The 20,152-nt window shown below is 74.3% G+C and carries 21 protein-coding genes and 1 tRNA gene; 12 read left to right on the top strand and 10 right to left on the bottom strand.

The genetic code is table 11. The features are described from left to right. Positions 1-680: aspartate kinase (locus GCU56_RS14845; RefSeq protein ID WP_163482524.1), on the top strand; the 680-nt coding region annotated here is incomplete at its 5' end. Then, the gene (locus tag GCU56_RS14850; RefSeq protein WP_163482525.1) at positions 677-1,723 is read left to right on the top strand and encodes an aspartate-semialdehyde dehydrogenase; all 1,047 of its coding nucleotides are present in this window, start codon (positions 677-679) and stop codon (positions 1,721-1,723) included. The genes GCU56_RS14845 and GCU56_RS14850, both read left to right, overlap by 4 nt. A 133-nt stretch (positions 1,724-1,856) precedes the next feature. Here the strand turns inward: GCU56_RS14850 and GCU56_RS14855 are convergent, their stop codons facing one another. The 5 genes from GCU56_RS14855 to GCU56_RS14875 form a co-directional block, all read right to left on the bottom strand. Next, the gene (locus GCU56_RS14855) at positions 1,857-3,710 is read right to left on the bottom strand and encodes a S9 family peptidase (protein WP_345771852.1); all 1,854 of its coding nucleotides are present in this window, start codon (positions 3,708-3,710) and stop codon (positions 1,857-1,859) included. A gap of 4 nt (positions 3,711-3,714) precedes the next feature. After that, positions 3,715-4,794, bottom strand: coding sequence for a hemolysin family protein (locus GCU56_RS14860; RefSeq protein WP_163482526.1), 1,080 nt, complete (start codon positions 4,792-4,794; stop codon positions 3,715-3,717). Further along, a complete protein-coding gene (locus GCU56_RS14865; RefSeq protein WP_163482527.1) occupies positions 4,791-6,113 on the bottom strand; it encodes a hemolysin family protein in 1,323 nt (440 codons plus the stop codon). Before GCU56_RS14865 ends, GCU56_RS14860 begins: the two co-directional genes overlap by 4 nt. Positions 6,114-6,236: 123 nt before the next feature. Then, positions 6,237-6,310 (bottom strand) — tRNA-Pro (locus GCU56_RS14870). A 15-nt stretch (positions 6,311-6,325) separates the two neighbouring features. Beyond that, positions 6,326-7,291: a metallophosphoesterase gene (locus GCU56_RS14875; RefSeq protein ID WP_345771853.1), complete on the bottom strand. Its 966-nt coding sequence runs from the start codon at positions 7,289-7,291 to the stop codon at positions 6,326-6,328. A 60-nt stretch (positions 7,292-7,351) separates the two neighbouring features. On the opposite strand from GCU56_RS14875, the gene GCU56_RS14880 reads away from it, so the two are divergent. Further along, positions 7,352-7,804, top strand: coding sequence for a GatB/YqeY domain-containing protein (locus GCU56_RS14880; protein ID WP_163482529.1), 453 nt, complete (start codon positions 7,352-7,354; stop codon positions 7,802-7,804). Positions 7,805-7,808: 4 nt separating this feature from the next. Next, positions 7,809-8,618, top strand: a complete 810-nt coding sequence (locus GCU56_RS14885) for an endonuclease/exonuclease/phosphatase family protein (RefSeq protein WP_163482530.1) — start codon at positions 7,809-7,811, stop codon at positions 8,616-8,618. Between the two features lie 29 nt (positions 8,619-8,647). Here GCU56_RS14885 and GCU56_RS14890 read toward each other — a convergent pair whose 3' ends face one another. Genes GCU56_RS14890 through GCU56_RS14900 form a run of 3 tightly spaced genes read right to left on the bottom strand, consistent with a single transcriptional unit; the run spans position 8,648 to position 13,265 of the window. Continuing rightward, positions 8,648-10,963, bottom strand: coding sequence for a penicillin-binding protein (locus tag GCU56_RS14890; RefSeq protein ID WP_163482531.1), 2,316 nt, complete (start codon positions 10,961-10,963; stop codon positions 8,648-8,650). A gap of 41 nt (positions 10,964-11,004) precedes the next feature. Beyond that, positions 11,005-12,276 carry an ArsA family ATPase gene (locus GCU56_RS14895; RefSeq protein ID WP_239522332.1) on the bottom strand — a complete coding sequence of 424 codons (1,272 nt, stop codon included), beginning with the start codon at positions 12,274-12,276 and terminating at the stop codon, positions 11,005-11,007. Then, the gene (locus GCU56_RS14900; protein ID WP_163482532.1) at positions 12,273-13,265 is read right to left on the bottom strand and encodes an ArsA-related P-loop ATPase; all 993 of its coding nucleotides are present in this window, start codon (positions 13,263-13,265) and stop codon (positions 12,273-12,275) included. Before GCU56_RS14900 ends, GCU56_RS14895 begins: the two co-directional genes overlap by 4 nt. Before the next feature lie 140 nt (positions 13,266-13,405). Between GCU56_RS14900 and GCU56_RS23485 the strand changes: the two genes are divergently transcribed. From GCU56_RS23485 to GCU56_RS14910, 3 genes are all read left to right on the top strand, one after another. Beyond that, positions 13,406-13,579 (top strand): hypothetical protein, encoded by a 174-nt coding sequence (locus GCU56_RS23485; protein WP_089306094.1) that lies wholly within the window; start codon positions 13,406-13,408, stop codon positions 13,577-13,579. Between the two features lie 8 nt (positions 13,580-13,587). After that, on the top strand, positions 13,588-14,064 hold the full coding sequence (locus tag GCU56_RS14905; RefSeq protein WP_163482533.1) for a RidA family protein: 477 nt from the start codon (positions 13,588-13,590) through the stop codon (positions 14,062-14,064). Positions 14,065-14,152: 88 nt separating this feature from the next. Beyond that, positions 14,153-14,917 (top strand): NUDIX hydrolase, encoded by a 765-nt coding sequence (locus GCU56_RS14910; protein WP_345771854.1) that lies wholly within the window; start codon positions 14,153-14,155, stop codon positions 14,915-14,917. A gap of 125 nt (positions 14,918-15,042) precedes the next feature. On the opposite strand, the gene GCU56_RS14915 is transcribed toward GCU56_RS14910, so the two are convergent. Both GCU56_RS14915 and GCU56_RS14920 read right to left on the bottom strand, forming a co-directional pair. After that, the gene (locus GCU56_RS14915; RefSeq protein WP_163482535.1) at positions 15,043-15,717 is read right to left on the bottom strand and encodes a cyclic nucleotide-binding domain-containing protein; all 675 of its coding nucleotides are present in this window, start codon (positions 15,715-15,717) and stop codon (positions 15,043-15,045) included. Between the two features lie 172 nt (positions 15,718-15,889). Beyond that, on the bottom strand, positions 15,890-16,132 hold the full coding sequence (locus GCU56_RS14920) for a hypothetical protein (RefSeq protein WP_163482536.1): 243 nt from the start codon (positions 16,130-16,132) through the stop codon (positions 15,890-15,892). A 155-nt stretch (positions 16,133-16,287) separates the two neighbouring features. Here GCU56_RS14920 and nth point away from each other — a divergent pair, with 155 nt between their 5' ends. The 5 genes from nth (at position 16,288) to GCU56_RS14945 (ending at position 20,109) form a co-directional block, all read left to right on the top strand. After that, a complete protein-coding gene (gene nth, locus GCU56_RS14925) occupies positions 16,288-17,073 on the top strand; it encodes an endonuclease III (RefSeq protein ID WP_345771855.1) in 786 nt (261 codons plus the stop codon). Next, positions 17,070-17,651, top strand: coding sequence for a TlpA family protein disulfide reductase (locus GCU56_RS14930; protein WP_163482537.1), 582 nt, complete (start codon positions 17,070-17,072; stop codon positions 17,649-17,651). Before nth ends, GCU56_RS14930 begins: the two co-directional genes overlap by 4 nt. After that, positions 17,648-18,412, top strand: coding sequence for an NUDIX domain-containing protein (locus GCU56_RS14935; RefSeq protein WP_163482538.1), 765 nt, complete (start codon positions 17,648-17,650; stop codon positions 18,410-18,412). The genes GCU56_RS14930 and GCU56_RS14935 overlap by 4 nt, the downstream gene beginning before the upstream one ends. Positions 18,413-18,603: 191 nt before the next feature. Next, positions 18,604-18,918 (top strand): plastocyanin/azurin family copper-binding protein, encoded by a 315-nt coding sequence (locus GCU56_RS14940; protein WP_345771856.1) that lies wholly within the window; start codon positions 18,604-18,606, stop codon positions 18,916-18,918. Positions 18,919-18,927: 9 nt separating this feature from the next. After that, the gene (locus GCU56_RS14945; RefSeq protein WP_163482540.1) at positions 18,928-20,109 is read left to right on the top strand and encodes a MarP family serine protease; all 1,182 of its coding nucleotides are present in this window, start codon (positions 18,928-18,930) and stop codon (positions 20,107-20,109) included. Positions 20,110-20,152: the final 43 nt, after the last annotated feature.

The following is a 20,152-nucleotide window of genomic DNA, read 5'->3' on the forward strand; positions in this document are numbered from 1 at the left end:
TGACCTACGAGGAGATGCTCGAGCTGGCCGCCTCCGGCGCGAAGGTGCTCATGCTCCGCTGCGTCGAGTACGCCCGCCGCTACGGCATCCCCGTGCACGTCCGCAGCTCCTACTCCCAGCTCCCCGGCACGATCGTGGCCGGCTCGATGGAGGACCTCCCGGTGGAACAGGCGATCATCACGGGCGTCGCGCACGACCGCTCCGAAGGCAAGATCACCGTGTTCGGGGTGCCCGACCGCCCCGGGGAGGCCGCGCAGCTCTTCCGCGTCCTCGCCGACGCGGAGGTCAACATCGACATGATCGTGCAGAACGTGTCGGCCGAGGCCAGCAAGCTCGCCGACATCTCCTTCACGCTGCCCAAGAGCGACGGTCCGGCGGCCATCGCGGCGCTGGAGAAGGTCAAGCACACCGTCGGCTACACCGACGTCAGCTTCGACCAGCACATCGGCAAGGTGTCGCTGGTCGGCGCCGGCATGCGCTCGCACCCCGGCGTCTCCGCGAAGTTCTTCGGCGCGCTCGCGGACGCCGGCGTCAACCTGGAGCTGATCAGCACCTCGGAGATCCGCATCTCCGTGGTCTGCCGCGACACCGACGTCGACATCGCCGTCCGCGCGGTGCACGACGCGTTCGACCTCGGCTCCGACGTCGAGGCCGTCGTCTACGGAGGGACCGGACGATGAGCACGTCAGAAGGACTTCGCGTCGGCGTCGTCGGTGCGACCGGCCAGGTCGGCACCGTCATGCGCGAGATCCTCGCCGAGCGGGACTTCCCGATCAGCGAGCTGCGCTTCTTCGCCTCCGCGCGCTCGGCCGGCAGCACGCTGCCGTGGGCCGACGGCGAGATCACCGTCGAGGACGCCGCCACCGCCGACCCCACGGGGCTCGACGTCGCGCTGTTCTCCGCGGGCGCGACCACCTCGCGGGTGCAGGCGCCGCGGTTCGCCGAGGCCGGGGTGACCGTCATCGACAACAGCTCGGCCTGGCGTCGCGACCCCGACGTCCCGCTGATCGTCGCCGAGGTCAACCCGCACGCCCTCGCCGAGATGCGCACGGGCATCATCGCCAACCCGAACTGCACCACGATGGCCGCGATGCCGGTGCTCAAGCCGCTGCACGACGAGGCCGAGCTGGTGCGCATCGTGGCCAGCACCTACCAGGCGGTGTCGGGCAGCGGGCTGGCCGGCGTCGAGGAGCTCGACACCCAGGTGAAGGCGGTCGTCGACAAGGCCGCCGAGCTGACCCACGACGGCTCCGCGGTCGCGTTCCCCGAGCCGGTGAAGTACGTGCGGCCGATCGCGTTCAACGTGCTGCCGTTGGCCGGGTCGCTGGTCGACGACGGCACGTTCGAGACCGACGAGGAGCAGAAGCTCCGCAACGAGAGCCGCAAGATCCTCGGCATCCCGGACCTGCGCGTCTCGGGCACCTGTGTGCGGGTGCCGGTCTTCACCGGGCACTCGCTGTCGCTCAACGTCGAGTTCGCCCGTCCCGTGTCGGTGGAACGGGCCACCGAGCTGCTCGCCGCCGCGCCGGGGGTCGAGCTGACGACCGTGCCCACGCCCCAGCAGGCCGCCGGACGGGACCCGAGCTACGTCGGCCGCATCCGGCAGGACCCGGGCGTGGACGACGGCCGCGGCCTCGCCCTCTTCGTCAGCAACGACAACCTCCGCAAGGGCGCGGCGCTCAACACCGTCCAGATCGCCGAGTTGATCCTGGCCAACCGCTAGGGACTCCCGGCGCCGGAAGTCCGGTCGGCCGGGGCCGTCACGCGGAGGGCGGGACTCCCGGCGCCGGAAGTCCGGTCGGCCGGGGCCGTCACGCGGAGGGCGGGACTCCCGGCGCCGGAAGTCCCCTGCCGCCTCAGGGGTGGACGTGGCGGAGGGCGAAGGAGAGGGCGACCTCGACCTGGCGGATGGTCTCCTCGATGACCAGGGAGCCGTGGCCGGCGTCGAACCGGTACACCTCGTGCGGCTTGCCGAGGTCCTCGAGCCGCGCCAGGTAGTTGTCGATCTGCCGGATCGGGCACCGCGGGTCGTTCGCGCCGGCCACCACGAGCACCGGCGCGGCCACCGCGTCGACGTAGGTGATGGGGGAGGAGCGCACGTACACGTCGCGCACCTCCTCCGGTGAGCCGCCGAACAGGGCGCGGTCGTAGGCCCGCAGCCCCTCCATCTCGTCCTCGTAGGCGGCCAGGTAGTCCGCCACCGGCACCTCCGCGATCCCGGCCGCCCAGCGCTCGGCCTGGGTGCCGAGGGCCAGCAGGGTGAGGAAGCCGCCCCAGGAGCCGCCGGAGATGATCGCCCGCCGCGGGTCGACCACGCCCTCGGCGACCAGCGCGTCGTACACCGCGGCGACGTCCTCGAGCTCGGTCAGGCCGGGCCGGCCGGTGAGCGCGTCCCGCCAGGCGCTGCCGTAGCCGGTCGAGCCCCGGTAGTTCACGTGCACGACCGCGTACCCGGCGTCCACGTAGGCCGCCCGGCGGGCGCGGTAGGAGTCGTCGTCGGCGGACTCCGGACCGCCGTGCACGAGGAACGCCGTCGCGTACGGTCCCTCCCCGGCCGGGCGGACGAGCAGCGCGTGCACGTCGCCGCCGGGCCCCGCCACCCACCGGTCCTCGACCGGGTAGGCCGCCGGCGGCTCCTCACCGGGCGCGGCCAGGACCACCGGCCCGTCGGCCCGGCGGATCACCGGCGGGAGCTCGGCGTTGGACCAGGCGAGCTCCACCGTGCCGTCCGGGCGGGCGGTGGCTCCGCGGACGACGCCGCGCGGGGTGTCCAGCTGCTCCAGCGCCCCGGTGGCCAGGTCGTAGCGGTACAGCTCGCTCCGGGCGGCGTGGTCGTGCCCGACCAGCAGCGCCGAGCCGTCGGGGTACCAGCCGGCGGTCACGTCGCCGGGCAGGTCGAGGACCAGCTCGGTCTCGCTGTCGGTGCCGACGTCCCAGACCAGCAGCTCCTCGCGCCCGCGGCGCTCGTGCCCGACCAGCAGCCGCCGGTCCCCGGGGAGCGGGGCGAACTCCAGCGCGTGCAGCCCCCGGCCCTCGCCGTCCCACTTCTCGGCCACGACCGCGTCGTCGCCGGTCCGCAGCACGCGGAGCGCGGGGTAGCGGGGGTCGCCGTGCTCGGAGTGCGAGATGACCAGCAGGTCCTCGTCGCGGGTCAGCGCGTCGACCGAGGCCGGGTCCTCGTGCCGGTAGACCACCCGGGGATCGCCGTCCCGCGGGGCCAGCCACAGCTCGCTGCCGTCGTCGGTCGAGCGGCCGACGGCGACCACCGCGCTGCCCACCTCGAGTCCCGCCGGGTAGGCCGGCTCCACCGCGGGGACGGCGACGCGGTCCTCACCGCCGGCGAACGGCTGCACCATCCAGACGCCGAACTCGTCGCCGTCGGTGTCGGCGAACCACCAGATCGTCTCGCCGTCGGGGCTCAGCGTGCCGATCAGCGTCCCGTTGGCGCGGTCGGTGACCTGCCGGTGGACGTCGGTCGACCGGTCCCAGGCGTAGAGCTCGACCACGCCGCTGACGTCGGAGGAGTACAGGCAGCGGTGCGGTGCCTCCAGCGCCCAGTCGGGGAGGCTGACCCGCGGTGCGCGGAACCGCGCCTGCCACCGCGCGGTGACCTCGGCCGGCAGTGCCGCGGCGTACGGCGTCGGGCTGTCGGGGACGATCACGCCCGCGTCGGCGGCGGGTGCGGGGGACGGCGTGGGCTGGGCGGTCACCTGCTCATCTTCCCCCGGCGCCGGCACCCGCCTCGGTGGTCAGGGCGGACCGGTCGACCGAGGCGTCGCGCACGTCGCCGATGAGCTGTTCGAGCACGTCCTCCAGGGCGACCACGCCGACGGTGCGGCCGTCCCGGACGACCCGGCCCAGGTGGGCGCCCTGGACCCGCATCTCCGACAGCACCTCGGGCAGCGGGGCGTCGGGGGGCAGCGGCACCAGCGGGGTGACGAGCGCGTCGTCGATCGGCCGGTCGCGGGCGTCGCCGTCCACCCCGAGCACGTCCTTGACGTGGACGTAGCCGACCAGCCCGCCGTCGGCGTCGGTGACCGGGTAGCGGCTGAAGCCGTACTCGGCGACGGCCGCCTCGAGCTGCCGCGGGGTCGTGGACCGCGGCACGGTCACCACGTCCGCCATGGGCAGCAGCACCGAGTCGATGTCGTGCTGCTCGAACATCAGTGCCCCGGCGGCCAGCTCGCTCACCTCGGTGCCGAGCCGGCCCTCGTCCCGGGACTGGGTGATCATCGAGCGGATCTCGGCCTCGTCGAAGCTCGCCGTCACCTCGTCGGTCGGCTGGACCCCGAAGAGCCGGACGAAGGCGTTCGCCACGGTGTTGAAGAACCAGATCACCGGCCTGAGCACGCGGACGAACGCCGCCAGGGCAGGCCCCAGCACCATCGCCGCCCGGTCGGGGCCGGCGATGGTGATGTTCTTGGGCACCATCTCGCCGAGCACCATGTGCAGCACGGTCACGATGGACAAGGCGATGACCAGGGCGATCGGGTGCAGCAGCCCCTCCGGCACGCCCAGGGCGGCCATCGGCGCCTCGATGAGGTGGGCCACCGCCGGCTCGCCCACCGCACCCAGGCCGAGGGAGCACAGGGTGATGCCCAGCTGGGCGCCGGCCATCATCTGCGACACGTTGCGCATGGCCATCAGCGTCTTCCGCGCCCGGGCGGAGCCCGCGTCGGCACGGGGCTCGAGCTGGTCGACGCGGGCGGAGACGAGGGCGAACTCCGCCGCCACGAAGAACGCGTTGCCCAGCAGCAGGGCCACCAGGACCAGCAGGCTGACGACGTCGCTCATGCCGCCACCTCCTCGGTCTCCGCGGGGACCTCCACCAGCTCGGCGCGCACCCGCGCCACCCGCCGGCCGTCCAGCGTCTCCACGGTCAGCGCAGCCCCCTCCAGCTCGACCCGGTCACCCACGGCGGGCAGCCGCTGCAGCCGGTCTGCGAGGAACCCCGCCAGCGTCTCGTAGCGGCCCTCGGGCACCGGCACGCCGGTGCGGTCGCGCACCTCGTCGGGCCGCAGCAGCCCCGAGAGCAACCAGGTCTCGTCGGACTGCTGACGCAGCGTGCGCAGCGGGCGGTCGGTCTCGTCGGAGATCTCCCCGACCAGCTCCTCCACGATGTCCTCCAGGGTCACCACGCCGTGCGTGGCGCCCCACTCGTCCACGACGAGGGCGATCTGCAGCCCCTGCTCCCGGAGCAGGTCCAGCAGCCGCTCCAGCTGGAGGGACGACGGGACGGCGAGGACGGGGGCGGCCAGTTCACCGGCGGTCCGGGTGCGCCGTTCGGCCTCCGGAACGGCGACGGCGTGCTTGACGTGCACCACGCCGGTCACCTCGTCCAGGTCCGAGCCGTACACCGGGAAGCGGGAGTTGCCCGACTCGACGGCCGCGGCGATGACGTCAGCGGCGGTGGCACTGGCCCGCAGGGTCCACAGCCGGGTCCGCGGCGTCATGACGTCGGTGGCGTACTTCTGCCGGAGGCTCAGCGAACGCTGGAGCAGCCGCGCGGCGACGGGGGACAGGTCCCCCTCCTCGGCCGACCGGCGGGCCACGGCGGCGAGCTCCTCGGCACCCCGGGAGGAGTCCAGCTCCTCCCGCGGCTCGATGCCCAGCCGGCGGACGATCGCGTTGGCCACCGCCTGCAGCCCGCGCACCACCACCCCGAAGACGCGGGTGAAGGCGCGCATCCCCGGGGCGACGACGGCGGCGACGGCGAGCGGGTTCGCGATGGCCAGGTTCTTGGGGCCGAGCTCGCCGAGCAGCATCTGCAGGACGGTCGCCAGGGCGAGGGCCAGCCCGTAGGACACCCCGGTGACCGCGCCGGCGGGCAGCCCCAGCGCCTCCAGTGGCCCGCGGAGCAGCTGGCCCAGCGCGGGCTCGGCGAGGTAGCCGACGACGAGGGTGGTGAGCGTGATGCCCAGCTGGGCCGCCGACAGCTGGGTGGACAGCGACCGCAGCGCCTGCACCACCCCGCCGGCCCGCCGGTCACCGGCCCGCGCCGCCTCCTCCGCCCGGCCGCGGTCGACCGTCGTCAGGGCGAACTCAGCGGCGACGAAGAAGCCGGTGAGCGCGGTGAGCGCCACGGCGGCGAGGAGGAGCAACCACTCGGTCATCCCTGCTGCGGTGCCCCCGCTGGGCATCGGCGAACCCCCGCAGCGGCGTGGGGAGCCCCACGGCCGGCGTCGGCGGACCCCGGAACGGCTCAGGGGCCGCCTCGCGGCGGCCCCTGAGCGGAGTCGGGGTGACAGGATTTGAACCTGCGGCCTCGTCGTCCCGAACGACGCGCGCTACCAAGCTGCGCCACACCCCGAGGTCCTGGAGGAGTCTAGCTCCCCGTCTCCAGTCGCCCCTCCGCAGGGTCCGCTCCGGGCTCGCCTGCGGTGGGGGGCGCAGGGGCCCGTCCGGTCAGGGTGAGCAGGGTCGCCTCCGGCGGACAGGCGAACCGGGCGGGCGCGTAGGGACTCGTGCCGAGCCCGGCCGAGATGTGCAACCAGGTGCCGGCCGGCCGGTGCGGGGCCGGCTCGGCCCAGCGGTGCAGCCAGCGCACTCGGTCCCGGTCGATGCCGCAGTTGGTCACCAGGGCGCCGTAGAACGGCACGCGCAGCTGCCCGCCGTGGGTGTGGCCGCACAGCAGCAGGTCGTAGCCGTCCTCGGCGAAACGGTCGAGCACCCGCGGCTCGGGGGAGTGCGCCAGCCCGATCCGGAGGTCCGCGCCGGCGTCGGCGCGCCCGGCGACGAGGTCGTAGCGGTCCCGCCTCAGGTGGGAGTCGTCGACCCCGGCGAAGGAGATCCGCTGCCCGCGCACGACCAGCTCCCCCGACCGGTTGGTGAGGTCCAGCCAGCCGCGGCCGGTCAGGCCGGCGCGCAGGTCGCGCCAGGGCAGCGGGTCGCCGTGCACCCGCTTGTGGTCCCGCTTGAAGTACTTGAGGGGGTTCTTCGGCCGGGGGGCGTAGTAGTCGTTGCTGGCGAGCACGAACGCGCCGGGCAGGTCCAGCAGCGGCTCCAGGGCCCGCAGCGTGCCCGGGACGGCGTCGTGGCCGGCGAGGTTGTCCCCGGTGTCCACGACCAGGTCCGGCTGGAGGGCGGCCAGCCCCGCCACCCACTCCTGCTTGGACCGTTGCGCCGCGGTCATGTGCAGGTCGGAGAGGTGCAGGATCCGCAGCGGCGCCGACCCCGGGGCCAGCACCGGGACGTCGAAACGGCGCAACGTCCACCGGTTGCGCTCGTAGAGCGAGGCGTAGGCGATCCCCGCGGTCCCCGAGGCGACGACGGAGGCCAGGGCTGTGGTCACGCGCACGATGGTCCAGGGTACGGGCGCGGCGGCCCCGGCCGCCGTGTCAGGCTGGACGGCGTGCCCGACCTCAAGGACCAGTTGCGTGCCGATCTGACCACCGCGATGAAGGCGCGCGACGAGCTCCGCACCGCGACGCTGCGGATGGTGCTCGCCGCCGTCAGCGCGGAGGAGGTGTCGGGCAAGGAGGCCCGCACGCTCGACGACGACGAGGTGCAGGCGGTGCTGCGCCGGGAGGCCAAGAAGCGCCGGGAGGCCGCCGACGCCTTCGCCGCGGCCGGCCGCGCCGAACAGGCCGAGCGTGAGCGGGCCGAGGGCGAGGTCGTCGCCGGCTACCTGCCCGCGCAGCTCGAGGACGCCGACCTGGCCGCCCTCGTCGCCGACGCGGTCACCCGTACCGGCGCCTCGGGCATGAAGGACATGGGCCGGGTCATGGGTGCGGTGCAGGGCGCGGTCGCCGGGCGGGCCGAGGGTGGGCGGGTCGCCGCCGAGGTCCGCCGCCAGCTCGGGTGACCTGATGGCGATCCGGTCCGGCCGGCTGCGCGTGGTCACCTGGAACGTCTGGTGGCGGTTCGGGGAGCGCTGGCGGGAACGGCAGCCGGCCGTCGTCGAGACGCTCAGGGACCTGGACGCCGACGTGGTGGCCCTGCAGGAGGTGTGGGGGACGGCGTCGACCACCCAGGCCGACGAGCTCGCCCGGGCGCTGGGGCTGCACGCCGCGTTCGCCGAGCCCTCCTACCCCCTCGTCGCCGACGCGCCGCGCCCGGACGAGCACGCCGACGTGGCGCTGGGGATCGGGCTGCTCAGCCGCTGGCCGGTGCGGACGGTCCGGCCACTGCCGCTGCCCGCGCGGCCCGGCACCGAGGCCCCGGTGGCGCTGCTGGTCAGCGTGGCGCACCCGGACGGTCCGCTGCACGTGGTCGTGGCGTGCCTGGAGTACGACCCGGGGCACGACGAGGACCGGGTGGCGCAGGCTCGCTTCCTCGCGGGGCTGGCGACCGACCCGGCCCTCGACGGCCCGTTGCCCGTGGTCGTGGCCGGGGACCTCAACGCCGCTGTCGACGACCCGGTGCTCGAGCCGCTGGCCGCCGTGCTCACCGACGCCTGGACGGCCGGTGGGGGCGGACACGGGGCCGTCACCGCGCCGGAGGAGTCGGGGGAGGCGCAACTCGGCAAGCGCATCGACCACGTCCTGCTGCGTCCCGGCCGGGCCGGGCAGGTGGTGGACGTGCGCTCCGCCGTGCTCGCGGGCGACCCGGTGGACGGCGTCACGCCGTCGGACCACCGCGCCGTGGTCTGCGACGTGAGCTGGTCCGCCCCGCCCTGAGCGGCTCGGTCGACCAGCGGCCGGACGGCTCAGTTGCCGGCGGGGCCTCCAGGGAGGGCGCCCTCCGGGGGCGGCGCCTGGTCGGCCGGGGTGCCACCGGCGCCGCCGGCCGGGATCGCACCGGCGCCGCCGGCCGGGGCGGCCGAGCCGTTGCTCACCAGGACGTTCACCACCTGCTCGGGCACCGCCCGGCCACCGGCACCGGGGTCCGTGCCGAGGACCGTGCCGGCCGGCTGGTCGCTGTCGACCGCGACGACCGTGCTGCGCAGGCCGGCGGCCTGCAGCGCCGACTGGCAGTCGCTCTCCGACGAGCAGGCGGGCACCTCGCGCGTGTTGCCGTTCTGGATGGCGGGGTCGGCCGGCGCGAAGGGCACCATCGGCTGGCCGGCCAGGATGGGCGTCATCGCGTCGTTCCAGATGGTGGCTCCCTTGCCGCCACCGAAGCCCCCGACGTTCTGGTTCTCCTTGGGGTTGAGCACCATCACGCTCGCGGCGTACTGCGGCGTGTAGCCGACGAAGGCCACCGAGAAGTTGCTCTGGGAGGTCCCGGTCTTGCCGGCGATCTGGTGGCCCGGCACGTAGGCGCGCGACGCCGTCTGACCGGAGAAGCCGGGCTCCACGTCCTTGCGCAGCATCTGGTTGAGCGTGCTGGCCACACCCGGCGGGATGGCCTGCGGCGTGCAGGTGTCCCCGGTGACGACCGGCTTCCCGTCGTCGTCGGTGAGGGGCTCGCCATCGCGGTCGAGCACCGCGGTGACCGGCGTCGGGTCGCACTGGGTGCCGTTGGCCGCCAGCGTGGCGTAGGCCTCGGCCAGGTCCAGCGGGCTGGTCGGGTACGGACCGAAGGTGAACGACCCGTTGTTCTCCTCGACGATCTGGTCGCCGGGCGGGCTGACGAAGTCCATGCCCATGGCCTCGGCCATGCGCACCGGCTTCTCGACGCTGCCCAGGGCGTCCTCGAGGGCGAGGAAGTAGGTGTTGGAGGACATGTAGAGCGCCCGCTCCATGTCCAGCGTGGCCGGGTAGTTGCCGGCGTTCTGGACGTCGTAGGGCGCGCGGCCGTCCTTGTACACGCGGGACACGTAGGGGTCGCCGGTGGTGAGGGTGAAGAACTGCGAGTAGCCCTCGGCCAGCGCCGCGGCGGCCACGAACGTCTTGTAGGTCGAGCCCGACCCCTGGCTGTGGGCGGTGTTGAGGACCACCGACTCGCAGACGGCCGGGTCGTTGCAGCCGTACTGCCGGTTGACGCTCATCGCCAGCACGTGGCCGGTGCCGGGCTCGATGGCGGTGTACATGCCGGCCAGGGAGTCACCCATCGCCAGCGTGTTGAGCACCGCCTGGTCACCGGCGGCCTGCATGTCCGGGCGGATCGTGGTCTGGATGGTCAGCCCGCCGTTGTCCAGGGTGTCCTGGCTGATCCCGAGCTCCCCGACCAGGTACTGCTGCAGGTAGGCGCAGAAGAACCCGCCGATCGAGGCGTTCACGCAGCCGTTGGCCGGGGCGACGCCCTCCTGGACGGCGACGGGCGCGGGAGAGATCTCGGTGAGCTCCTGCTCCGAGATGTGGCCCAGGTCGAACATCCGCTGGAGGACCTGGTTGCGCCGCACCTGGGCGTTCTCCGGGTTGGTGATCGGGTCGTCGTTGGCCGGGCTCTGCACCAGGCCGGCCAGCATCGCCGCCTGGGGCAGGGTCAGGTCGGCGGCGTTGACGCTGAAGTACTTCTGGGCGGCGGCCTGGATGCCGTAGGCGCCCTGCCCGAAGTACACGATGTTGAGGTACCGGGTGAGGATCTCGTCCTTGGAGTAGGTCTCCTCGAGGGCCAGCGCGAGGCGGGCCTCCTTGAGCTTGCGCCCCAGGCTCTCCTCGGTGGCGGCCTGCCGCTCCTCGGGGGTGGCCGCGGTCTCCACCAGGGTCTGCTTGACCAGCTGCTGGGTCAGCGTCGATCCGCCCTCGCGCACCGCGCCGGCCGCCACGTTGGTCACCAGCGCGCGCAGCGTGCCCTGCACGTCCAGGCCGTTGTGCTCGTAGAAGCGCGAGTCCTCGATGTCGACCAGCGCCCGCTTCATCACCTCGGCGATCTGGTCGGGCTGCACCGGCGTCCGGTTGTTCCGGTAGAAGTGCGTGATCAGCGACCCGTCGGCGGCGAGCACGCGGGTGTTGCCGGCCGGCGCCTTGTCGGTGAGTTCCACCGGCAGTGCGTCGAGCAGGGACGCGGAGTTGCGCGCGGCCATGCCGGTGCCGCCCACGAAGGGCAGCATGAGGCCGGCGAGCAGGGCTCCGGCGAGCAGGATCGTCGCGGCGAGCTGGGCGAGGACCCGGGCGCGGGGACGGGCGGGAGTCGACATCGCGAGCAAATGTACGTCCCGCCGCGCCGGGGACGCCGCGCTCAGCTACGGCGCGCGGGCAGCACCCGGGTGCGGGGCACTCCCGTCGGCGTGTCGCCGTCCGGCCCGGTCAGCGCGTCGGCCATGACCCGCAGCCCGTCGAGGTCGTGCACGTCCCCGGCGGCGGCCGGCACGGTGCGGACGGCGACCTCGGGGTGGGCGCTGGTGAACCGGTCGGCCAGGCGCTGCTCGCGGGCGGCCAGCGTCATCCGTTCGGCGTGCACCCGCAGCGCCCCGGCGGCCAGCTCCGCCCCCTCGCCCCCCGCCTCCAGCACCTCCTCGGCGGCGCCGTCGGCGCGCGTGGCCGAGAGTGCGGTCGTGGCCGGCGGGTGGGTGCGGTTGAGCACCAGGCCGGCCAGCGGCATCTCCTCGGCCGAGAGCCGGTCGACGAAGTACGAGGCCTCGCGCAGCGCGTCGGGCTCCGGGGTGGCCACCACGAGGAACCAGGTGCCCGGACGGCGGAGCAGCTCGTAGGTGGCAGTGGCGCGCTCCCGGAAGCCGCCGAACATCGTGTCGAGGGCCGAGACGAAGGCCGAGATGTCGCGCAGCAGCTGCCCACCCAGCACCTTGCTGATGATCCGGCTGAACACCAGGAAGCCGGCGCTGACGAACCGCATGCCGGCCCGCCCTCCGGCACGTGCCGGAGCGGTCAGCAGCCGGATCATCGTGCCGTCGAGGAAGCGGCTCATCCGGTTGGGGGCGTCGAGGAAGTCCAGCGCCGACCGCGAGGGCGGGGTGTCGACGATGATCAGGTCCCACTGCTCGCTGGCGCGCAGCTGACCCAGCTTCTCCATCGCCATGTACTCCTGGGTACCGGCGAAGGACGACGACAGCGCCACGTAGAACGGGTTCTCCAGGATCTGCTCGGCCCGCTCGGGCGTCGAGTGCGCCACGACGATGTCGTCGAACGTGCGCTTCATGTCCAGCATCATCGCGTGCAGCTCACCGGGGGCCCCGGGGACGTCGACCCGCCGCGGCTCGTTGTCCAGCTCCACCAGCCCCAGGGACTGGGCCAGCCGGCGGGCCGGGTCGATCGTCAGGACGACGACGCTGCGACCGGCCTCCGCGGCGGCCAGCGCGAGCGCGGCCGAGGTCGTCGTCTTGCCCACGCCGCCGGCGCCGCAGCAGACCACGATCCGGGTGTCCCGGCTGGTGATCAGGTCGGCGAGATCGAGGGGCAGGGCCTGCGGCGCGCTGTGCGGAGCGGGGCGGTGGTGCTGTCGCGGAGCGGGCCCGGCGGGGGCGGCCTCCTCGGGCAGGGGAGCCCCGCTCATGCCGCGACCTCGGTCCGCAGGTGGTCCTCGAGCCGGCCGGCGAGCTCGAAGAGGGCGCCCAGGTCGATGGGGCCGGGCAGCAGCGGCAGCTCCACGGTGGGCCGGCCGAGGGCCTCGACCTCGTCGCGCAGCTCGTCCTGGGCGGCCCAGCGCCGCGCGTGCTCGGTCGCCTCGGTGGCCAGTGCCTCGGCCAGCGCCGTCCCGTCGTGCACGTGCCCCGCGGCGAGGGCCGGGGCCAGCTCCGCCGCGGTCAGGCCGCCCTCGGCGGCCCGGGCCAGGCAGTCCTCCGGCAGCATCGGCTCGGTGGCCATGTTGACGATCACCGAGCCGACGGGCAGCCCGGCGCCGCTGAGCTCGGCGATCGCGTCGGCGGTCTCCTGGACCGGCATGTCCTCGAGCAGCGTGACCAGGTGGACCGCCGTCTGCGGCGACTTCAGCACCGCCATGACGCCGTCGGACTGGGTCTTGATCGGGCCGGACCGCGCGAGCCCCGCCATCTCGCCGGTCACGTTGAGGAAGCGGGTGATCCGGCCGGTCGGCGGCGCGTCGACGACGACGGCGTCGTAGACCCGGTGGCCGTCCCGGCGGCGGGTCACCGACTCCTTCACCTTGCCGGTGACGAGCACGTCGCGCAGGCCCGGGGCGATGGTCGTGGCGAAGTCGATGGCCCCCATCTTGCGCAGCGCCCGGCCGGCCCGCTTCAGGTTGTAGAACATGTCGAGGTACTCGAGGAGAGCCTCCTCGATGTCGATCGCCAACGCCTTGACCTCGCCGCCGCCGCGGGTGACGGCCACCCGGCGCTCCTCGTAGGGCAGGGGCGGGGTGTCGAACAGCTGCGCGATGCCCTGGCGGCCCTCGGTCTCGATGAGCAGGACCGACCGTCCGTCCGCGGCGAGGGCGAGGGCGAGGGCGGCCGCGACCGTCGTCTTCCCGGTCCCGCCCTTCCCGGTCACGACGTGACAGCGCACGGGGAAGGGATCGGGGCTCACGGTGATCAGCCTAGGAGCCGCCGGCCGCGCGGGCCTCCCGCGGTCACAGGCGGCCCGGCCCGGTCCGCCGGCAGGGTCCCCCGCCAGCTCGCCCGTGGTGGGGATCGGGGAGGTCTTCCCACTGCGCTAGCGTCGCGCCCATGAGCGAACCGGCCCGCGTCCGGTGGGAGTACGCCACCATCCCGCTGCTGATCCACAACACCAAGGCGATCCTCGACTCCTGGGGGGTCGACGGGTGGGAGCTGGTCACCGTGCTCCCGGGACCCGGCGGCGCCGACCAGCCGGTCGCCTACCTCAAGCGGCCGGCGGGCTGACGACGGCGATGACGACACCGCAGGCCCAGAGCTGGCACGCCCGCCTCGCCGACCTGGGCATCCGGCTGCCGGCGGTGGCGGCGCCCGTGGCCGCGTACGTGCCGGCCGTCCGCACCGGCCAGCTGGTGTTCACCTCCGGTCAGCTGCCGTTCGTCGACGGCGGCCTGCGCCGCACCGGCAAGGTCGGCGGCTCGGTCGACCCGGAGGACGCCGCGCACGACGCCAAGGTGTGTGCCCTCAACGCGCTGGCCGCGGTCGACGACCTGGTCGGCCTCGACGAGGTGGCCCGCATCGTCCGCGTGGTGGGCTACGTGGCCAGCGCCGAGGGCTTCACCGGTCAGCCGCGGGTGGTGAACGGGGCCAGCGAGCTGCTGGGCCGCATCTTCGGGGACCTCGGCCGGCACGCCCGCAGCGCCGTCGGCGTCGCCGAGCTGCCCCTGGGTGCGCCGGTCGAGGTCGAGCTCACGGTGGAGCTGAGGGGATGACGCCGTCGTCCTCCGGCCGGCGTCGCCGTCCTGCGGCGTCCACCTGCTGCGTCCGGCGGGCGTGACCGCACCCCGGCAGGCTGCGACGGTGCTCCTGCTGCGCGACGGGACGCCCGGCCTCGAGGTGTACCTGCTGCGCCGGACCAGGGGGATGCCGTTCGCCGGTGGCATGACCGCCTATCCCGGCGGGGGCGTCGACGAACGGGACGGTGACGTCCAGACCGCCTGGGTCGGCCCGGAGCCCGAGCGCTGGGCCGAGGCCTTCGGCTGTGACGAGCGGCTGGCCCGCGAGCTGGTGTGCGCCGCCGTCCGGGAGACCTTCGAGGAGTCCGGCGTCCTGCTGGCCGGGGCGGCCGACGGTGGGGACGTCGTACCGGACGTGACCGGAGACGACTGGGAGGCCCAGCGGCAGGCCCTGCTCAGCCGCGAGCTGTCGCTCGCCGAGCTGCTGGCCGACCGCGGCCTGGCCCTGCGCTCGGACCTGCTCCGTCCGTTCGCGCACTGGGTCACCCCGCCGGAGGAGCGGCGCCGCTACGACACGAAGTTCTTCGCCGCGGCCCTGCCGGTGGGTCAGGAGGCGCGGCACGTGACCGGCGAGGCCGACGAGGCCAGCTGGCTCACCCCGGCCGCCGCCCTGGCACAGCTGGCCACGGGGGCCCGGCCCATGCTGCCGCCGACCATCCACACCCTCGGCCAGCTGGCGTCCTTCGCCGACGTGGCGCAGGCGCTGGACGAGTCCCCGCCCGAGCCGCTGCAGGCGATCAGTCCGACGTTCGAGGACCAGCCCGACGGCCGCTGGGCGATCCTGCCCGACGGCACCCGCATCCGACTGGTCGTGCCGCTTCCTTCGTGATCCTCCGGATCACACCGCGGCCAGCCCGGTGGCGGGCCGGGAGGGTCCCCGCCGGGAGCGACGGTGGCGCTCGGCGCAGCCGGGGACGGCACCTGGCCGCGGTGCGGTCCGGTGGGACCGCGATGTCAGCGCGCTCGGCGGCGCAGGCGCTCCTCGTCGAGGACGACGACGGACTTGCCCTGCAGCTGGAGCCAGCCGCGGTGCACGAAGTCGGCCAGTGCCTTGTTGACCGTCTCGCGGGACGCGCCCACCAGCTGGGCCAGCTCCTCCTGCGTGAGGTCGTGCTTGACCCGCAGGCCCTCGCCCTCGCGGCTGCCGAAGCGGTCGGCCATCTGCAGCAGCGCCTTGGCGACGCGACCGGGCACGTCGGTGAAGATGAGGTCGGCGACCGAGTCGTTGGTGCGGCGCAGCCGTCGGGCCAGCACCCGGAGCAGCTGCTCGCCGATCTCCGGGTGCGCCTCGATCCAGGGCCGGATGACCGACTGCGGCATGCGCGCCAGCTTCACGTCGGTGACGGCGGTCGCGGTCGCGGTGCGCGGCCCCGGGTCGAACACCGACAGCTCGCCGAACTGGTCCGACGGACCCATGACGGCCAGCACGTTCTCGCGGCCGTCGGGGGCGCGGCGGGAGAGCTTGATCTTGCCGGACATGACGATGTACAGGCTGTCGCCCGGTTCGCCCTCGTTGAAGACCACCCGGCCGCGCGGGAGGTTCAGCGTCTCGAGACGGCTGATGACCGTTTCCACCGCCTCTTCCGACTGCCCCTGGAAGAGCCCGGACTGGGCCAGCACCTCGTCCACTACGCGTCCTCTCGCACATCCAAGGGGAACGCCGACGCCCGGCAGCCCCCGGTCAGCGCCCACGTCCGGCGGCGCTGTCCCGGACAGAGTCTAAGGGGCTGTGCCGATCATCACCCGTTCGCGTGGGTGACCCCTCGACCCGAACGGGGGAGCGGCCGGTCGTGCCGCGTGCTCAGACGACGGGTGGCTCGGCGCTGCGCTGCACCCTGTCCGCGCGCCGGCGGCGCCACCGCGTCATGGCCCGCCGGATGCCCGAGGTGGCGAGGGTGTCCACCTCACCGGGGCTGGCGGTGGACAGGAACTCGGCGACCTCGCGCGGGCCGGTGGGCCGCCGCAGCGGCTCCTCGACGCGCTCCATGACGAGCAGGAACGCGATCAGCAGCGGCGGGAACAAGATCACGATGAGGGCGACCACGGCACCTCCTCCACGTCGTCGGGGGCGGGCCCGGACCGGCCGGCGCCCGCGTGCACTCCTGTGTACCCCGTACCCGGCCCGGGACACCGGACCGGAGCGGCTGCGATGATGACACGGGCCGGGGAGGGTCAGCAGGTCGGCCTACCCTCGACCGCGTGTCCTCGCCGGTCTACGCCCGCCCCGTCCCGCCGCGTGCCCGACGCGCCGCAGCCCGCGGCGGCTCCCCGTTCGACCCCGACGAGTCGCCGTTGGCACGCACCCGCCGGGCCCGCCGGATGGCCCGCGAGCTGGCGGTGATCCACCCGGACGCGCACTGCGAGCTGGACTTCACCACCCCGTTCGAGCTGCTGGTCGCCACCGTCCTGTCGGCCCAGACCACGGACAAGATGGTCAACAAGGTGACGCCGACGCTGTTCGCCACCTACCCCGACGCGGTCGCCCTCGCCGGCGCCGACCGCACCCGGCTCGAGGAGATCCTCAAGCCGACCGGCTTCTTCCGGGCGAAGGCGAACTCCGTGCTGGGCCTGAGCCAGGCGCTGGTCGAGCGGTTCGACGGCGAGGTGCCCCGCCGGATGGCCGACCTCGTCACGCTCCCGGGCGTCGGCCGGAAGACCGCCAACGTCGTCCTCGGCAACGCCTTCGGCGTTCCCGGGCTGACCGTCGACACCCACTTCGGCCGGCTGGTGCGGCGGTTCGGCTGGACGGCGGAGGAGGACCCGGTCAAGGTCGAGACGGAGGTGGCCGATCTCGTCCCGAAGAGGGAGTGGACCGACTTCAGCCACCGGGTGATCTTCCACGGGCGGCGCGTCTGTCACGCCAAGAAGGCGGCGTGCGGTGCGTGCGGCCTGGCCAGCTGGTGCCCGTCCTACGGCATCGGCCCCACCGAGCCCGAGGCCGCGCTGGCGCTGGTGAAGACGCCGGCTGCCTCCGACACCGAATGAGCGCCCGCGTCCGGGCGGCCGTCACGCTGCTCCCGCTCGTCCTGGCCGGCTGCGGCTCGGACGGCGAGGGTGGCGGGACGGCGGCGGCGCCGCCGGAGCCCGACGTCCAGAACACCACGGTGGCGTGCACCGAGCAGCCGGCCGCCCCGGCCTCGGGCGGTGAGCTCCTGGCCGACCTGACCTTCGACTGTCTCGGCGGTGGCGAGCTGGCGCTGGGCCGGGCGCAGGGGGTGCCCACGGTGGTCAACCTGTGGGCGAGCTGGTGCGGGCCCTGCCGGGAGGAGCTGCCGGTCGTGCAGGAGCTGGCCGACGCCGCCGGGGAACGCCTGCGGGTCGTCGGGCTGGTCAGTCAGGACGTCGCCGACAACGGGATCTTCTTCGCCTCCGACGCCGGGGTCACCATGCCCACCGCCGTCGACGAGGAGGGGGAGCTGGCCATCGAGCAGGGTCTGCGGGGCCTGCCCTACACCTACCTGCTGCGCGCCGACGGCTCCGTCGCCCACCTGCAGCTGCGGCCGGTGACCTCTCTCGAGGAGCTCGAGGGCCTGGTGGCCACGCACCTGGGGGTGACGCTGTGAGCTCCCCGTCCCGACCGGGCGACGGATTGCCGGACTACCTGCACCGGCTCCTGGAGTCCGCGGAGGACCTGCCGCTGCGCCACCGCATGCCGAAGCCGACCGCGACGGCCCGCCGGTCGGCGGTGCTGATCCTCTTCGGCGACGGGCCGCGCGGCGCCGACGTGCTGCTGATCGAGAAGTCCGCGCACCTGCGGACCCACGCGGGGCAGCCGGCCTTCCCGGGCGGCGGCGTCGACCCCGGCGACGACTACCCGGTGGGCACGGCCCTGCGGGAGGCCGAGGAGGAGGCCGGCATCGACCCCGACGGCGTCCGGGTCCTCGCCACCCTCCCGGAGCTGTTCCTCGGCCCCTCCGACAACCTCGTCGTCCCGGTGGTGGGCTGGTGGGACGACCCCCGGGACGTGACCGTCGGCGACCCGCGGGAGGTCGCCCGGGTGGCGCGGGTGCCGCTGGCGGACCTGACCGACCCGGCCAACCGGTTCCGCACCCGGCACCCCGCCGGCTACGTCGGGCCCGCCTTCGAGGTGGCCGGCATGGTGGTCTGGGGGTTCACCGCCGCGCTGCTCGACGCCATCCTCGAGGCGGCCGGGCTGGCCCGGCCGTGGGACGCCGACGACGTGCGGCCGCTGCCGGCGCTCGGCCGGCGGCGGCCGCTGCTGCCCGGCACGTTCGATCCCGCCGACGACGAGGAGGCCGCCGCGCCGACGGTCGCCGACCCGCCGCCCGACGGGCCGCCGACGCGTACGGTTCCCCCGCGATGAACGGCACAAGGAGAACGATCCTCGGCAGGACGCCGTCCTCCTCACCGCTCGCAGCCTCGCAGCGCGCCGCCGGACGGGGCCCGTGCACTACGGCAGCGGTGGTCGCCGCCGCGCTGGTCCTGCTGACCGGGTGCGGCGGCGAGGATCCTGCGGGCCAGGCCGCGGCAGCGACCCCGCCCGGGGTGGGCGAGGTGACCACGGCACCCGACGGCGTCCAGGAGGTCACCGTGCGGACGCAGGACGACTACCTCTTCACCCCCGCCGCCTTCACCGTCGCGCCGGGGCGGGTCCGGCTGACCGTGGAGAACGTCGCCGAGGAGATGGTGCACAACCTCCGGTTCCGGCCCGACGCGGGACCCGAGCCGATCGTGGAGGAGATCACGCTGCTGGCGCCGGGTGAGAGCCGCACCATCGAGTTCACCGTCGCGCAGCCCGGCGACCACCCCTTCGACTGCACGTTCCACCTGCAGGTCGGTCAGACCGGCACCATGACCGTGAGCGGCTGAGGCCAGGCCGTGTCGATCGTCGACCTCGTCCTCATCGTGCTGGCGCTGTCGTTCGCCTTCTCCGGCTTCCGGCAGGGGCTCATCGTCTCGGCCGCCTCCTTCTTCGGCTTCTTCGGCGGCGCGGTCCTCGGCGCCCAGCTCTCCGGCCCGGTCGCCGACCGGGTCGACGGCTCGCCGGTCGCCCGGGTGTTCGCCGCACTGGTCGTCGTGCTCGCCGGGGCGCTGCTGGGTCAGGTGCTGGCCGGCGCGATCGGCCGGACGGTACGCCGCCGGGTCACCTGGGAGCCGGCCAAGATGGTGGACTCGGTGGCCGGGGCGGTGCTCTCGGCGGCCGCCGTGCTGCTGGTCGCGTGGATGGTCGCCAGCCCGCTGGCCACGGCGCCCTTCCCCGAGGTGGCCGGGCAGGTGCGGCAGTCGGCCCTGGTGCAGGCCGTCGACCGCAGCGTGCCCTCCGGCGTCCGGGCCGTGTACGACTCGCTGCGCGAGGCGATCGACCGGCGCGGACTGCCCGACGTCCTCGACCCGCTCACGCCCACGCAGGTACGTGACGTGCCCGAGCCGGACCAGGCGCTGCTGTCCAGTCCGGTCGTCGCGTCGGTGCAGGGCTCGGTGGTCAAGATCAGCGGGGTCGCGCCCTCCTGCTCCCGGCAGATCGACGGCTCGGGCTTCGTCTACGCCGACGACCGGGTGATGACCAACGCCCACGTGCTGGCGGGGGTCAGTGCACCGGTCGTCATCGCCGAGGGCGAGGAGTACGACGCGACGCCGGTGTACGTCGACGAGGAGACCGACATCGCGGTGCTCGCCGTCCCGGGGCTGCCGCAGGTGCCGCTGACCATCGAGCCCGTGCCGGTGGACTCGGGGGCCGACGCGATCATCATGGGCTACCCGGGTGGCGGCCCGCTGTTCGTCGGCCCCGCCCGCGTCCGTGACCGGGGTGACATCAGCGGCCCGGACTTCCGCAACAGCCAGACGGTGGTCCGCGACGTGTACGCGCTGCGGGGCGAGGTGCGGGCCGGCAACTCCGGCGGGCCGCTGTTCGACCCGGCCGGCCACGTGATCGGGGTCGTCTTCGCCTCCGCCATCGACGACCCGCTGACCGGCTACGCCCTCACCAACGCCGAGGTCGCCGACGCGGTCCGCACCGGGACGACCGCCACCGCGCCGGTCGCGACCGGCCCCTGCGAGTAAGAGGTCCCCGCTGCCCCCCACCACTCGCAGGCTCGCGGTGGGA

The organism is Geodermatophilus sabuli (genome assembly GCF_010686765.1).
Taxonomy (GTDB): Bacteria; Actinomycetota; Actinomycetes; order Mycobacteriales; family Geodermatophilaceae; genus Geodermatophilus; species Geodermatophilus sabuli_A.

Excerpts from the sequence above, each read along its gene's own strand:
- GCU56_RS14885 (WP_163482530.1), top strand. The coding sequence starts at position 7,809 with ATGGCGATCCGGTCCGGCCGGCTGCGCGTGGTCACCTGGAACGTCTGG.
- GCU56_RS23485 (WP_089306094.1), top strand. The coding sequence starts at position 13,406 with ATGAGCGAACCGGCCCGCGTCCGGTGGGAGTACGCCACCATCCCGCTG.
- GCU56_RS14860 (WP_163482526.1), bottom strand. The coding sequence starts at position 4,794 with ATGAGCGACGTCGTCAGCCTGCTGGTCCTGGTGGCCCTGCTGCTGGGC.
- GCU56_RS14905 (WP_163482533.1), top strand. The coding sequence starts at position 13,588 with ATGACGACACCGCAGGCCCAGAGCTGGCACGCCCGCCTCGCCGACCTG.
- GCU56_RS14850 (WP_163482525.1), top strand. The coding sequence starts at position 677 with ATGAGCACGTCAGAAGGACTTCGCGTCGGCGTCGTCGGTGCGACCGGC.
- GCU56_RS14895 (WP_239522332.1), bottom strand. The coding sequence starts at position 12,276 with ATGAGCGGGGCTCCCCTGCCCGAGGAGGCCGCCCCCGCCGGGCCCGCT.
- GCU56_RS14865 (WP_163482527.1), bottom strand. The coding sequence starts at position 6,113 with ATGACCGAGTGGTTGCTCCTCCTCGCCGCCGTGGCGCTCACCGCGCTC.
- GCU56_RS14890 (WP_163482531.1), bottom strand. The coding sequence starts at position 10,963 with ATGTCGACTCCCGCCCGTCCCCGCGCCCGGGTCCTCGCCCAGCTCGCC.
- GCU56_RS14930 (WP_163482537.1), top strand. The coding sequence starts at position 17,070 with ATGAGCGCCCGCGTCCGGGCGGCCGTCACGCTGCTCCCGCTCGTCCTG.